The organism is Paenibacillus sp. FSL L8-0158 (assembly GCF_038592965.1).
Taxonomy (GTDB): domain Bacteria; phylum Bacillota; class Bacilli; order Paenibacillales; family Paenibacillaceae; genus Paenibacillus; species Paenibacillus polymyxa_D.
Window position 1 is genome coordinate 5,609,531 of sequence record NZ_CP151949.1, and the last position, 14,952, is coordinate 5,624,482.

Below are 14,952 nucleotides of genomic sequence, written 5' to 3' on the forward strand. Positions count from 1 at the left end.
CCTTTTCTTACATATCTTACTTCATAACCTTAAACTCATATCCCTGTTTCTTTAGATATTCTATAATTTGCGGCAAAGCTTTTGCAGTTTCATCTTTACCATAGGTGTCATGCATGAGTATGATGGCTTTTTCTCGGCCTTTAACTGACCTTATAAATTGGTTGATTAGTGCGGGTGCTTTCTTGGTTTTTCCCTCTGCATCCTTCGTTAATACATTCCAATCTACCTGATGATAGTCCTTTTGCAGTAAGACTTTATCCAAAGCAGCCATCCCCTGTGGATCTCTGCTATTCCATGTCATGTGGCCCCCCGGAAACCGGATCATCCTTGTGCTGAATTCTGGCCCCAGAATACTTTTTAGCACCTTATTGTTCCTCTCAATATCCTGCATAACATGGTCCGTGCTTACCCGCCTGTTAGGATATAAATACTTATAATTATGAGAGTACGTGTGGTTTCCTATCGCATGACCTTCTTTAACAATTCTTTTGATAATGTTCCTGGTATGTTCATTTTCATCGGCTTCTTTTCCTACGATAAAAAAGGTTGCCTTAACCTTCTGTTTTTTCAGAATGTCTAATATTTTAGGTGTTACCGTCACGGATGGACCATCATCAAAGGATAAGTAGGCCACTTTTTTACCATCGGCTCCATCGGGCATCTGCCCTAGCATTTGCTGTTTTAAATATTTTTCGACAAAGGCACCATCTTCTACTTCAGGGTCGCTTTTTGGAGAGACCGCTTTACCATTTGCCCCCGTATTTACTTTACCTTTGGATGAGTCCTTGGATACGGAATCTGTTTTTTTAGCAAGCTCCTGTGTTGGCGCATGTGTTTTGTTATCTGAGACCTTTATCACAATGAAAGTAATACAGCTAGCCACAAATAATATAATAGCAATCAAAATTAGTCTTCTTCTGTTCCTCTTCAAGCGATGTTCTCTTGTCCTACTATGTGAATAGCCCTTTTCCATTAGCTTATGTACCTCCACACTAAAATAAGAAAAACCACCGGATCAGGGTGGATGTACACACCTTAGAATGGACATTGGAAAAACCCTTAGGTTTAAGCCGGTGAAAATTTAGGGATGCACTTCAACCAGAGGACAACCTACTCCCGGTGGCTTTCTTGTCTTGCATTTGCATAATTTATGAGTATCATTGCAGTTTATTACGATTGTTTCGTTAGAACCTGAGCCAACAAGGACGCATAAGCTTTAGCACCTTTAGGTTTTAAATGTACTCCGTCATGCTCGAAATATGAATTTTTACCAGAGCTGGCTGCATACCAGTCAATCATTGTAATTCGCGGGTCCTGGGACGCTGCTTCGGCAAGATGCTTGTTCACAATGCTCTCCCATGGCCGAGGCACACGGGTATTCACGAGTATAATACGCTTCGTATCCTTCAGACTGGCGAGCAAATTCGCCAACTGATCCTTGGTGAAAGCGCCGTTCGTGCCCAGCTCAATGATAACTGTCTTACCCAGCTGTCCGTTCTGTCTTAGCTGCTCCAGTACGGCAGGCGCCTCAGCCATCTGACGGCCGATCCGCCCATCTACAACAGCTCCCGGGAAGGATTCCTGAAGGTATGACTGTACATCCAACATGACAGAGTCTCCAATGGCGGTCACACTCGACCCATCACCTGTCATAGGCGTATCTTCTTTGGGTTTGTCCGAAGGTTCCGACGGTTTCGTAACATCATCCGTAGTACCCACCTGGACCGCCGTGTTTTTAGGCGTCTGGGCTTGAGACGGGACTGGGGTCTGCGCCTTGCTGCCCTCAGACCCTTGCAGCTTGGTGGTTTGGGGCTCCTTGGAAGCTACGGATACCGTTCCGTGAAGCGGCGGCATCGCCTTTGCCTTTGCGACTGGCTTCTCATCACTTGATGCCGCCTGAATAGTTGCATCAGGAGAAGCCACGTACAGGTGGACGGTACCCATGAGAATACCTGCAAAAAGCACAGCCGCTGTAGTTGTAGGCATCCATCTCCACCGCGCCTGTCTACGAATCGCTGAACGGATTTCTGTAATCCAGTGGCGGAATCCTCCATGGCGAATCGGCTCCTCGATATATTTAAATGAGAGAGACGCCAGCAATACGGTAGCTAGCAATTGTAGAATGATACGCATCACATGTACGCCATCGGTATCTACTTGAGGCGTCGTTAGCGTAATAACCGGAACATGCCACAGATACAGACCGTAGGAACGGGCTCCAATCCAGCGTAGCGGCTTGATTCCAAGGAGACGACCAAGGTGGCTTACCGGGTGTGCCAACGCTGCGACCACAATAGCAGTGACCAAGGCTATGCCCAGCAGGCCGCCCCGGTACAGAGATGGGTCGTATTCATTCGAGGCCCACGCCCAGTGACAAAGCAGCAGCAAGCTTATCGCGCCGATGCTATCCAGAAGCATACGCGCCTTAGGAGAAGCTTGCTCTTTCAGCTTGCCGCTTGGCCACACCAAGGCCAGCGCCGCACCAATCAGTAAAGCAAATCCACGCGTATCCGTACCATAATATACCCGGCTCGGATCGCTTCCCGGTACGTAAATCACGGCCATCAAGAGCGCAGATATTAACGCCAGACAAGTCACCCAGCCTGCAAGCACAATACGCTTGGGCATAAATTTTAGCCCGAGCGCCAGCAGTAAAGGCCACAGGATATAAAACTGCTCCTCCACCGCCAGTGACCACAGATGCCCAAGCGGAGAAGGTGGGCCGAAACTTTCAAAATACGAAACCTGATGGAAGACAAACCACCAATTACTCATATACACCAATGCGGCAGGTACATCTCCGCGCAAGGCCGTTAGCCGTGACGGATCGAAAAGCAACGAGCACAGGACAATGACAGCCACAACCGTCAACATGGCAGGCAGCAACCTTCTGGCACGACGCAACCAGAAATCTTTCATTTTAAAGCTATGATATGTATCCCACTGACTAACCAAAATATCTGTAATCAGATACCCCGACAACGTAAAAAACACGCCTACACCCAACAAACCGCCCGGCAACCAATCCGGGTTCAGATGATACACAATGACTGCGATAACCGCCAGCGCTCTTAAACCATCCAAACCTGGCATATAACGACGTTGTGACGACAACCGATTAGACTTCATTTCAGCCGCCGTCCTTCTTGCAAATTCAAGCTCCCTGTCTGTTTCAATGCTCTTCTGCCCTTTCCCTCTCCTGCACATCGTCTGTGCGATGCCCTGTAGCCTTTTCATTCATTATATAAAACTTCATAATCGTAATGATTTCATTGAAGTTAAAATTAATGACAATGTTTTTATTATATCATTCCTTTCCACAGTTAGGTAACCACTGATAGATATACAAAAAAAGGCATCTCTTCCCTTAGGAAGAAAATGCCTTTTTATTCGTATTCTATTCTCTTAAAATTTGATGATACCTGAGGTATGAAGGAAGACCAACAACATCAGGATCGGTGCAACATACCGAAGACCGAATAACCATACGTTGAACCAGAAGGGTTTGATGTTCGCATGCTCAGCCGCAGTCTTCCAGTAATAACCTGTGAATATAACAATCAACAAACCGCCTAACGGTAAGAAGATGTTGGACGCGGTGAAGTCTACGAAATCAAAGAATGATTTATCCCCCACTTTTAACTCTGGCACCAGCCCCATGGACAATGCAGAAGGGACGCCCAGCATCAAGCACAGGACCGATACGACGATAACGGAGCGAACCCGGCTCCAACGCATACGCTCCATGACATAGGCTACTGGAACTTCCAGCAAGGATACCATAGAACCTAACGCAGCAACCGCCAGCAGTACGAAAAACAAACCGCCGAAGAATGCACCAAAAGGCATTGCCGAGAAAGCAGCCGGTAAAGCAATGAAAACCAGCGATGGTCCTTGAGCCGGATTAATTCCGAAGGAGAAGGTTGTAGGGAAAATAATCATACCTGCGATAAACGCATAGATTAAATCTCCGCCACCAACTGCCAGCATGGCTCCACCCAGCGATTGACGGCGATCTACGTACGCACCGTACGTGATCATAATCCCCATCCCCAGTGAAAGTGAGAAGAAGGCATGTCCCAAAGCAACCAATGCAGATTCTATACTTAGCTTAGAGAAGTCGGGATTCAGAAAGAAGGATACGCCCGCACCAGAGCCTGGCAGCATAAGAGCGTTAATCATCAACACAAGCAACAGGATGACCTTGGCAGGAATCAAAATTTTATTGAACTTTTCAATCCCGTTCGATACCCCAAGGGTAACCACGACTGCTGTAAATGCAAAAACAACTAAAAGCCAAACCAACGGCGCATACCCGGAGGAAAAAGAAGCGAATTGGCCAGCAAAATCATTATTTGAAAACAGATTTCCGCTAAATGCCTCTACGGCATAATGCAGTGTCCAGCCTCCTACAATGGCATAGAACGATAAAATAACAAACGGCACGATAACAAACATGATGCTCATCTTGCCCCAAATCGGATGCCCGCCTACTTTTACCATTGCAGAAGCAGCACTTCCTCGACCTGCACGACCAAGCGCAAGCTCTGCTAAAAGTACAGGCAAACCAACAAGCAACAGGCAGACAATAAACAACAAGAAAAATGCAGCTCCGCCATATTGTCCTGTAATATACGGAAATTTCCAAATGTTACCCAGTCCTGCCGCACTGCCGATCGCCGCCAATATAAATCCAGCAGACGAGAAGCGTTCATTTTTATCAGACAGGCTATTCTGCCCCTTGCTCAAATTCATTATATCCCCCTCATTCTCTCTACTTACGCATAAACATGAGCATGCGCACATAAATAATTTTTACTCATTATAGCGTAAGTAGGATGTAAGGTCATGCATAATTTTTCACTATTACCGGATTTATTTTCATAATGTTCGGTATCTACACAATACAACAGAAAACTACATTTTTTCTTCAATATCCTTCTTTATTATGGTCTCTCCCATGCGATTGGATACTTTTTGATAAATATACGAAATCGCCAACAGTACAACACCAAAAGAGAAGTAGGCTACAATCGTGCTTCCTGTCGTTAACAGGTGCAGATCATACAACAGCAGCTTACCTGTCGACAGCAGAGTCAAGCCCAATCCAAATCTGCGAATGTAGACCACTCGCTTGAGGAAGCCGTATACAATATACAAAATGGCCAGTAGCAAATACACCAGACTGAACACAAGACCAGCATCCCCCAGACGGAACTGAACTCCGAGAAAGGCGGTTATGATGCCCAGCAAATATACACCCATAATGACCGGATACAACTCATTACTTCTATAATGTCGGGTCATCAGTGCGTTCAAGAAATCCCTGCTACTGAAGAATACCAGCACATTAAAGGCTGCAAGTACCACCAACGCCACATAATCAGCAGCCGTATTTTGCGCATAATTTTCATGCAAAGTTGGAATCGCTACGGTGGCCACCAGTGCCAGCGCGTAGCCTATGACGTACAACGCCAAGCTGTAGTATTTAATCACCCGATCGTACAACAGCTTCACTTTAGGCAGGAAATAAGCCAACACCAGCGATACGCAGGTGTACAACAATACTTTGTACAAGGTGTAATGGGCAAACTCGTCGGATACAACGATGTTATACCAATGCCCGGCTTCATACAAAAGGTAGAAATACACGTTCACCAAAGCTACATATTTAAATCCTTGCATGATATGCATTTCGTACAACCGATTGTTTTTGAAAGCATTCGGACGGCTAAATTCAATCGCATAGAAGACGGTAACGACCAACATTCCCAGTGTAATAAGCGTATATTTGAGTCCAAAATAATCCGTCTCAAATCCTGACAACAGATATATAGGGAAATCGACGAAAAAGAATGCGCCCAGACACAGTAATAGAATGCCCCAGCCAGCTCGTTCCAATTCCTTCAACCAGTAACGGTGTCCATATAATGTAAGAAGAACCGCTTCAATCAACCACCCCATGGATAACCATCTAACTCCAAACTGGAACGGAATCATAAGGATGGCAAAGGTCAACGAAGTCGCATAAAATAATATTTTGGTTTGTTTCTCCTCTTGAATATATCGACGGACCCATTGTCCCAATCCCCCGTACACCAAGCAAAAGACGAGAGCCAGCAAGCCTTTGTAATCATCCAGGCCTGCATCGCCGAACAGAGAATACAGAACGGAACAGCTCACGACTGTATTCAGAGCTAATAGGGAGAAATCCAGCCATGACAGTTTTGTTTTTAAACGGAACGGCACCCACAGTGTCATCCCGAGGTACATCGCAAATGTAATGACTGCATACAGCATGCTCGCTACGGCGCTTTCCGATAACCACGCCAGCACAATCATCAAGGGCGTATTAAGCAAAAAGCTGATATATTGCACGACGACCCACCGTTTGCGGAAGGATACAAGCAGAATCAGCAAGTTCAACAGGAACAAATAACCCATGGCGATATACACGGCGTTCCCTTCCAGCCCGTTCGCTGCCATATAGGAAAAGAGCGGAAGATATCCCCCTACTAAACCGAAAGAGCATATCGTTCGGGATTCATACCTTAATGACAGTAGCACAGCGGTCACCGTAACGAGTACGGACAAGCCTATGCCTGTATACATTCCTATGATTTCTAACAAAAAGTAGCTGTAAAAAATCGACCCGTACAGTACAGAAATACCGCCGCCCAAAATACCGAGCGCAAAGGTCTGCTTCTGCTTGCGGTACAGCCATTCGCCGCCGCCCAGCATCAGCGCTCCTAGCAGAAAGAAGGCCACGCCCTTCATATTTCCTGTAAACCAGTTCGAGTATGAGTATTTAAAAGCGGCTCCCACACCCAATATAATGAGCAAAATCCCCAGCTTGTTGATCCAGTTCAAGCCTAGCTTCATTTCAAACTGATTTTGCTTCATGCGCTTCTGCATCGTTTCTTCGCTGATCTCTTCTTCTCCGAACTGCTGGAACTCGCTTGCCGTCTGATGAAGCAATTTACGCTCGGCCTCCTGAAACCGCCTGCGTTGCTCCATGATCCGGTCTCGAATCTCCTCTGAGAACAGGCGTAATCTGGCGACGATCTCGTCCTGATCTTCTTTAAGCTCATGCGTAGTTTGCTGAATAAGCTGGTCCACCCGGTTTTTAGCCCCATATTCAAAGGATGTCAGCCGATTTTCCCCTTCTGTGGTTCTGGAAGCAAAATAGGTCTCCAGCTTTTCACGCGAAATGCGAATCATATTCGCCTTTTCGCTCAGCATTTGCTCCGTCAGCGCAGTGCGCAATTTTCCATTTTCCTGCTCAATATGTCGTACTCGCTCTTCCAAGTGAATGCAGCGAGCCTGATAATCCTCGAACTTTTTTCGCAGAACCTCATTTTCCAAAATGATATCTGAGGCTTCATAGTCCGCGATTAATGTTTGATACTCCTTGAGCACTTTGTTCTGTTCTTGGCGAATCGTATGTAAACGATCTTTAAAATCCTCCATGTTTTCCTCCATCGCTGTCCATTTTGGTAATCATTACATTTTACATGAAATTAAAAAGGCATTATAGAGACTATAGCCCATTTTGAGCGTTAAATTGAGGCTTTTACTTAAATTTTCTTCCAGTTTCATCATCACAGAAAAAGCAGGACGGATATACATAAGAAATAAAGCCTACCTCTTCCCTTCGCAAACATGAAACCCGCATGAGTGTGTTGCAGATCATGCCCTTGATTACCCTGCCGAAAATCCGTATACTAACAAAAAAGCAAACGATATTACGCCTGTGAAGAGCATCCAACTCGGAGGCGTTTACGCCAAGGACCATACGCTAGCGTAGGAAATAGCGATATGTACCTAAGTAAACCGGACCCGCCCGTTACAGCGGAGCAAAGTGGATTGGAGAGTCATGACATCTGTCATGCTGTCTGGTCAATTTGGGTGGCACCGCGAGATCAAAGCGCTCCTCGTCCCATGTGGATGAGGGCGCTTTTTGTATTTTTATCCGAAAAGGAGTGCGGTGTCATGTTGGATATCAAATGGATCAGAGAGCATCAAGAACAGGTTCAGATGGCAGCAGACGGCAAAGGAATACAGGTATCCGTCGCGGAGCTGCTGACCCTGGATGATCGGAGAAAGCAGCTGCTTCAGGAAGTGGAACACCTTCGACAGAAGCGTAATCAGTGCAGTCAGGATATTGGTGCGCTAATCCATGTCGGCAAGAGTGAACAGGCAGAAGAGGTAAAGCGGCAGGTCAAAGAAATTAACGGACGGCTGGATCTTCTGGAAACCCCGCAACAGGAAGTAGAGGAGCAGTTTCAACAGCTTTTGCTTCTGATGCCTAATATCGTATCGCCAGATACGCCACGGGGCAGATCGGATGAGGATAATGTAGAACTGGAGCGGGTTGGAGAGGTTCCGAACTTCGGATTTGAGCCAAAGGATCATATGGCGCTTGGTGAGCTTCACAAGCTAATTGACGTTCCTCGGGGTGTCAAAACAGCCGGAACCCGTAACTACTATCTGACGGGAGCGGGGGTTGCATTGCATCGGGCTGTGCAGCAGCTTGCGGTGGATCTGCTGACTGAACGTGGATTCCAGTTGCTGGATGTTCCGCTGATGGTACGTGCTGAGGCGATGCGCAGCACTGGTTTTTTCCCGCTCGGACTGGATCAGACGTACCGCATCACAGGAGAGGATCAGTGGCTTGTAGGCACTTCGGAAGTGCCGCTGGTTTCGTATTACAGCGGTGAGATCGTGGATGTTACCGACCCGATTCGGCTGGCTGCTGTGTCCGTATGCTTCCGCAATGAGGTCGGCTCGGCCGGAAGGGATGTACACGGATTGTATCGTGTACACCAGTTTGCCAAGGTCGAGCAGGTCATCATCTGCGAAGCCAGCCTGGATACTTCGGAGCAGATGTTTCAGGAGATTACACGCAATGCGGAAGACCTGCTTCAACAGCTGGAGCTGCCCTACCGTAAGATGGCTGTCTGTACAGGCGACATGGCACAAAAAACCTACAAGCAGGTGGACATTGAGACATGGATGCCCAGCCGCCAAGCTTACGGCGAGACACATTCGTCGTCCCAGCTGCTTGATTTTCAGGCGCGTCGTTCCAACATCCGGTACCGCAATGCGGATGGCAAGCTGAAATATTGTTACACGCTCAACAATACAGCGGTTGCTTCGCCCCGGATTTTGATTCCGTTGCTGGAGCATCACCAGCAAGAGGACGGTTCGATCCGTATTCCGGAGGCATTACGCCCATATATGCCGCGAGGTATGGAATTTTTGCGTACTCCCTTGTTATGAACAGGAGTGCACTTTGAAAAATAGTACCCCATGAGCAGGGTTTCCCATTGTAATCACCGCAAAAAAGACGAAGGATAAATATCCTTCGTCTTTTTTGATGTTCTCATTGTGTCATTGTGCTTCTGCTTCCCATGCGCTGGCAGGGCCGAAGAATTCATAGTGGATATCCGAAGCAGGGATATTCCACTCCTTCAACAGGCCGTATACCGATTGCATGAATCCCTCAGGGCCGCAAAAGTAATATTGTGCGTTACGCTCCGGTATCACGGATTGCAACCAGGCCAGATCCAAACGGCCTTCCTTGTGAAAAGCCTGTGCCAGCCGATCTTGCTCCGTTGGTCTGCTGTAACACCAACGAACCGCAGCCTGTGCATGTGTGGCGATCAGCTTTTCCACCTCATTGCGCAGAGCATGGTTATCTCCGTTGACTGCTGCGTGGACAAAGGTGACAGGCCGATGCGGAGCAGATTTCACCAAGGAAGCCAGCATACTGACCATTGGGGTTAGCCCGACCCCGCCGCTGATCAGCACGACAGGTCTGCGATCTGCCCGATCCAGCGTAAAATCACCCGCCGGTGCAGATACCTGAAGCACATCGCCCTCTTGCACCTGCTCATGCAGATATACGGATACTTTACCTGCCGGACGGGACTCTACGGCATCCTCGCGCTTTACGGATATCCGGTAATGAGGTTGCCCCGGTGCATCCGAAAGACTGTATTGACGAATATGGGTATTATGTTCGCCCGGAATTTCCATTTTTAAGCTGATATATTGCCCAGGCTCGAATTCAGGCAGCACCTGTCCATCCTGCGGCACCAGATAAAAGGACGTAATTTGGTCGCTTTCCTTAACCTTTTTCTGCACAACAAAGCTCTTAAAGTCTGACCAGCCTCCCTGCTGCTGTCCAGCCTCCTTGTACATTTCAGCTTCCATGTCTATAAATACATTAGCGATCACACCATAGGCCTCAGCCCATGCGGCAATGATCTCGTCTGTAGCCGCATCTCCCAGTACGTCTTTGATCGCAGCGAGCAGATATTTTCCGACAATTGGATAATGCTCGGGCTTAATTCCCAAACTGCGATGCTTATGTGCAATCTGACGTACCACCGGAATAATTTCCTCCAGACGGTCAATGTGCTGTGCAGCTGCATATACAGCATTGGCTAGCGCCCCTTGTTGACGTCCTTGCTTCTGATTCGCGTGATTGAATATATTGAGAAGCTCGGGATGGGCCTCAAACATCATCTGGTAAAAACGCTTGGTGATTGTAGTTCCATGTACCTCCAAAACAGGTACAGTCGATTTGATCGTTGCAATGGTTTGCTCACTTAGCATCTTTGTATCCCTCTTCTCTCCAAAATAAGATCAACAAAGGATGTATCAACATATGCCCCATTTGTTAATCCTCAATTTAAAGCAAGTATACCCAACTAAAGTAACCGTTTATGTGATTCTAGTCACTTTAAATTTGAATTATTCGAATATGTCAATGACAAAACGCACATTTAAAAACAATTTCGATATAACTAACGTACTTTCACCTAACAACAGTTTCACCATCTAAAGACTTCAATTTATTCCACTTGTAAACGCTTCCAATTGGGATAAAATCGAAGATGAGGTGCCGGACAAGCCACTCCGGCCCATCCTATCCGTGTTAAAGGAGGCAGATGATATCGTGAAGTGGATCCACAGCAGCAAATGGTTAGCCGCATGGATTTGTATCCTATTCGCAGTGGCCAGTGCGGGTCTTCAACCCGACGCAGCACATGCCAATACAACAGGCGTTACGCAAGCAACCTACGGGACCGAGGTGAATCAGGCGCTGAATGGTTTGGACGTCGCCAATGCCGACCTATCCCTGAGCGCAACAGCAAGCACGGCCATTACGAACGGAACGGATTGGAAAGACACCGCAGGTAATCCCATTCAGGCGAACAGCGGTAATATCCTAAAAGTAGGTTCCACTTATTATTGGTACGGCGAGCACGCCGAAAACTGGAAATTTGAAAAAGTGAACGTATATACCTCAACTGATTTGAAAAATTGGTCCTTCCGCAGCAGTATTCTCACCAAAGATTCCGCCCCTGAACTGAATTCGAGCAAAATCGAGCGTCCCAAAGTCATCTACAACAAAACCACCGGAAAATATGTACTATGGGCGCACTATGAAAATGGCACGGACTACTCCCTAGGTCGTGTAGCCGTCGCTACCAGCGATACACCCGACGGAAATTTTGCCTACCAAGGCAGCTTTCGCCCGCTGAATTACGAGTCTCGTGATATGACGGTGTTCACGGATACTGACGGTAGCGGCTACCTTATTACAGCTTCCCGTAAAAATGGCGGCGCCAACGATACGATGGCGATTTTCAGGCTAACAGCCGATTATACAGGCGTGCAGTCGTTCGTTGGCTGGATTTTTGAAAATGGCTATCGCGAAGCTCCTGCTGTTGTGAAAAAGAACAATACCTACTACCTGTTCACCTCTCAGGCATCCGGCTGGTATCCGAATCAGGGCGCTTACGCAACCGCCAGCTCCATGACGGGAAGCTGGTCTGCTCTATCGCCCTTCGGTGATCCAGCGGCTTATGGATCGCAAATCCACTCCATCGCCACGATTACGGGTAGCGCAGGAACCAGCTACATCTATATGGGCGACCGCTGGAATCCGCTCAATCTGAGTGACCACAAATTCATCTGGTTGCCACTAACTCTGAATGACGCCAACAAAACAGCAACCCTGAACTGGTACAGTAGCTGGGATCTGGATGCTGCGACAGGCACAGTAATCCTACCGTCCCTTGTGAATCACGCACAGGGCAAAACAGCGACTGCTGGCTCAGCTGCATCCAGTTCTCCAGCTTCACTGGCGAACGATGGCAACGCCCAAACCTCGTGGAAGGCTGCTTCTGCATCCTGGCCCGCTTGGTGGCAGGTCGATTTGGGCAGTACCAAGGCCATCAGCGAAGTGGATATTTCATGGTTTATGTACAAAGGATCTGAAGCGTATTACAAATATAAAATTGAATACAGCACGGATGGAGTTAACTACGCCACGATTGATCGCACAGGTAATACCACGTATGGTTTTACCAGTGACAAAGTCAATTTTCAAGCTCGCTACGTGCGAATCAACCTTGTAAATGCAGTACTATTCAATAATCCGAACAACTGGTATACCCCGACGGTGCATGAAGTCAGATTGCTTGGCCATTAACTTGCTTCATTAAAAAGAACATGGCAGGAGAGCACCCACATAAGATAGGCTTCTTCTGCCATGTTTGCTTAACCTTCCGCTTCGTACTCACTCGCTCAGCGCATCCGATTCACTGTGGTAAACACAAATTTATCGTACCTATGCCGCGAGAACGAGTATTCAAAGGGTATACCCGTATCCAGATAACCCACCTGCTCAATTTCCAAGATTGGATCATCCGCTGCGCAGTCCAAATGCTCCCGATCCAGTTCCGTTGACTTGGATGCCCGGATGGTACGGTGTGAACCGACAATATTAAGTCCCAGCTCCTCCTTGATATGTTTGTACACCGAACCATACAGTACTTCCTCGGTAATACCACTGATCAGCTTCGTGGGCATGTATGTGCGCTCGATAACATAAGGCTCACCCTCTACGACACGCAGACGGATCACATGATATACAGGGGAATTGGCATCAATAAATAGATGGGTCGCTACCTCTTCAGATGGAAATTGAACGTCAAAGGCGACGATTTTATTTTTGATCTCTTTCCCGCGCAGTACGTTGGTTAACCCCAGCATTTCATTTACGACAACGTTAACAGGGCCATTGTGAACTGATTTGACGATAAAGGTTCCGTGTCCTCTTTTACGATTCAACAACCCGTCCATCACCAATGTGTCCAATGCCCGCTTAATCGTCATCCGACTTACACGAAACTCTTTTGCCAGTGAGATCTCATCGGGAATCGGATCATCACTGCTATAGGTCTTATTCATAATCCGCTCTTTGACCTCTTGTGCAATCCGCTCGTATTTGTTCATCTGTCTACCACCTGTACTAAAAATTATTTTATGTCAGCATTTTACCAAAACATCGGTAGCGCTGGTTCTTTTTGTTCTGCAGGCGGGACGTTAAGGTATTAGGTATAAGTAAGTATACCGAACATTATACTTTCTCACCAGCGGCTTACAGCACAGCTCTTTGACGATGATGAAGAAAAAAAGGCGGTCCAGAGGACCACCTTAGAATCCGTTATTCTCGATCACCTGTTTGAACCAGTGCCCACTCTGTTTAACGGATCTCTTGCCACCGTTCTGAAGATCGACAGACACAAAACCATAGCGATTCTTATAAGCATTCGTCCAGGACCAGTTGTCCATAAACGTCCATAAGTGATAGCCTTTCACATTGGAGCCTTCTGAGATGGCCCGTTGGACCCATTTAAGATGCTCACGGATAAAATCAATGCGATAGTCATCGCGAATCATACCCTGTTCATCTCTGAACTTTTCTTCACCTTGAACGCCCATTCCGTTTTCTGAAATGAAGCATTCAATGTTGCCATAATTTTCTCTGACATTGGTCAGAATGTCGTAAATGCCCTTCTCATAAATCTCCCAGCCTCGCATCTCATTCATCTTGCGACCAGGCATGGCGTAATAATCGAAGAATCTTTCCGGTACAAAAGGCGCGTCTGGATTCGGCAGACTTTCGCGGGCCTTGACTCTGCGCGGCTGATAATAGTTAATCCCCAGCAGGTCCACAGTGCCCTGGCGTATAATCTCCCGGTCCCCGTCTTCCATGCTTGGTACAAATCCCTCTTGGCGTAACAGTTCCACGAGCAAAGGATTAAATTCTCCCGTCACAGATGGGTCTAAAAAGGAACGGTTAAAGAACGCGTCACATATTTCAGCAGCCTGCACGTCTGCCGGATGCTGACTACGCGGATAGCTCGGCGTCAGGTTCAAAATAATACCGATTTTGCCCTTATAGCCTCCCTCTCTGTAAGCCTTAATGGCGCTCGCGCTCGATAACAGGGTATGATATCCCACCTGTACAGCTTTTCCGAAATCCACTTCATTCGGATAGTGGAAATCGTACAGATAGCCGCCTTCCACCGGGACAATCGGCTCGTTATGCGTAAACCATTTGGCTACACGATCCCCGAATAGCTCAAAGCAAGTGTTAGCGTAATCCACGTAAGCTTCGACCGTCTCCCGGTTCACCCAGCCTCCTTTTTCCTGTAAAGCCATCGGCAAATCAAAATGATACAAATTCACAAATGGCTCAATACCCGCTTGATGCAACTCCTCAATGACGGAAGTATAGAATTGAACAGCCTGTTGGTTCATTGCACCTTTCCCTGCCGGAAACAGGCGTGACCAGGAAATAGAGAACCGGAAAGAGTTATGGCCAAGCTCTTTCATGAGTGCAATATCCTCTTTGTAACGGGTATAGAAACGGGACGTATCGGCAGGGCCGACCCCGTCATAGAAACGGTTCGGCTCCTGCTCAAACCAATAATCCCAAATGTTCGGTCCTTTGCCGTCTCCCTCCACGGTTCCTTCTGTTTGGGTAGCCGAAGCTGAGGAACCCCACCAGAAGTCGGATGGAAAACGGTATTGAATGGTTTGCTGCTCTATATCTTTCATTTCGGTATGATTCACAGCTCTACTCCT

Annotated in this window: 9 protein-coding genes; 2 read left to right on the forward strand and 7 right to left on the reverse strand. The window is 47.3% G+C overall.

Annotated elements, in window-relative coordinates; translation table 11 throughout:
- Positions 1-16: 16 nt before the first annotated feature.
- The 4 genes from NSQ68_RS24870 to NSQ68_RS24885 form a co-directional block, all read right to left on the reverse strand.
- Positions 17-973, reverse strand: coding sequence for a polysaccharide deacetylase family protein (locus tag NSQ68_RS24870; protein WP_342427498.1), 957 nt, complete (start codon positions 971-973; stop codon positions 17-19).
- 197 nt (positions 974-1,170) lie between these two features.
- Complete coding sequence (locus NSQ68_RS24875) at positions 1,171-3,237, reverse strand: acyltransferase family protein (protein WP_342427500.1); 2,067 nt, start codon at positions 3,235-3,237, stop codon at positions 1,171-1,173.
- Positions 3,238-3,405: 168 nt separating this feature from the next.
- Positions 3,406-4,755, reverse strand: coding sequence for a sodium-dependent transporter (locus tag NSQ68_RS24880; RefSeq protein ID WP_013312591.1), 1,350 nt, complete (start codon positions 4,753-4,755; stop codon positions 3,406-3,408).
- 162 nt (positions 4,756-4,917) lie between these two features.
- Complete coding sequence (locus tag NSQ68_RS24885; RefSeq protein ID WP_342427501.1) at positions 4,918-7,470, reverse strand: DUF2339 domain-containing protein; 2,553 nt, start codon at positions 7,468-7,470, stop codon at positions 4,918-4,920.
- Positions 7,471-7,992: 522 nt separating this feature from the next.
- On the opposite strand from NSQ68_RS24885, the gene serS reads away from it, so the two are divergent.
- Complete coding sequence (gene serS, locus NSQ68_RS24890; protein WP_342427502.1) at positions 7,993-9,282, forward strand: serine--tRNA ligase; 1,290 nt, start codon at positions 7,993-7,995, stop codon at positions 9,280-9,282.
- Positions 9,283-9,393: 111 nt separating this feature from the next.
- On the opposite strand, the gene hmpA is transcribed toward serS, so the two are convergent.
- Positions 9,394-10,623 carry an NO-inducible flavohemoprotein gene (gene hmpA, locus NSQ68_RS24895; RefSeq protein ID WP_307350917.1) on the reverse strand — a complete coding sequence of 410 codons (1,230 nt, stop codon included), beginning with the start codon at positions 10,621-10,623 and terminating at the stop codon, positions 9,394-9,396.
- A 343-nt stretch (positions 10,624-10,966) separates the two neighbouring features.
- On the opposite strand from hmpA, the gene NSQ68_RS24900 reads away from it, so the two are divergent.
- Positions 10,967-12,508 (forward strand): family 43 glycosylhydrolase, encoded by a 1,542-nt coding sequence (locus NSQ68_RS24900; protein WP_342427503.1) that lies wholly within the window; start codon positions 10,967-10,969, stop codon positions 12,506-12,508.
- A 95-nt stretch (positions 12,509-12,603) separates the two neighbouring features.
- Here NSQ68_RS24900 and NSQ68_RS24905 read toward each other — a convergent pair whose 3' ends face one another.
- Together NSQ68_RS24905 and NSQ68_RS24910 are read right to left on the reverse strand one after the other, a co-directional pair.
- A complete protein-coding gene (locus tag NSQ68_RS24905; RefSeq protein WP_023990962.1) occupies positions 12,604-13,314 on the reverse strand; it encodes a GntR family transcriptional regulator in 711 nt (236 codons plus the stop codon).
- Positions 13,315-13,515: 201 nt separating this feature from the next.
- On the reverse strand, positions 13,516-14,925 hold the full coding sequence (locus NSQ68_RS24910) for a glycoside hydrolase family 1 protein (RefSeq protein WP_307351681.1): 1,410 nt from the start codon (positions 14,923-14,925) through the stop codon (positions 13,516-13,518).
- Positions 14,926-14,952 lie beyond the last annotated feature (27 nt).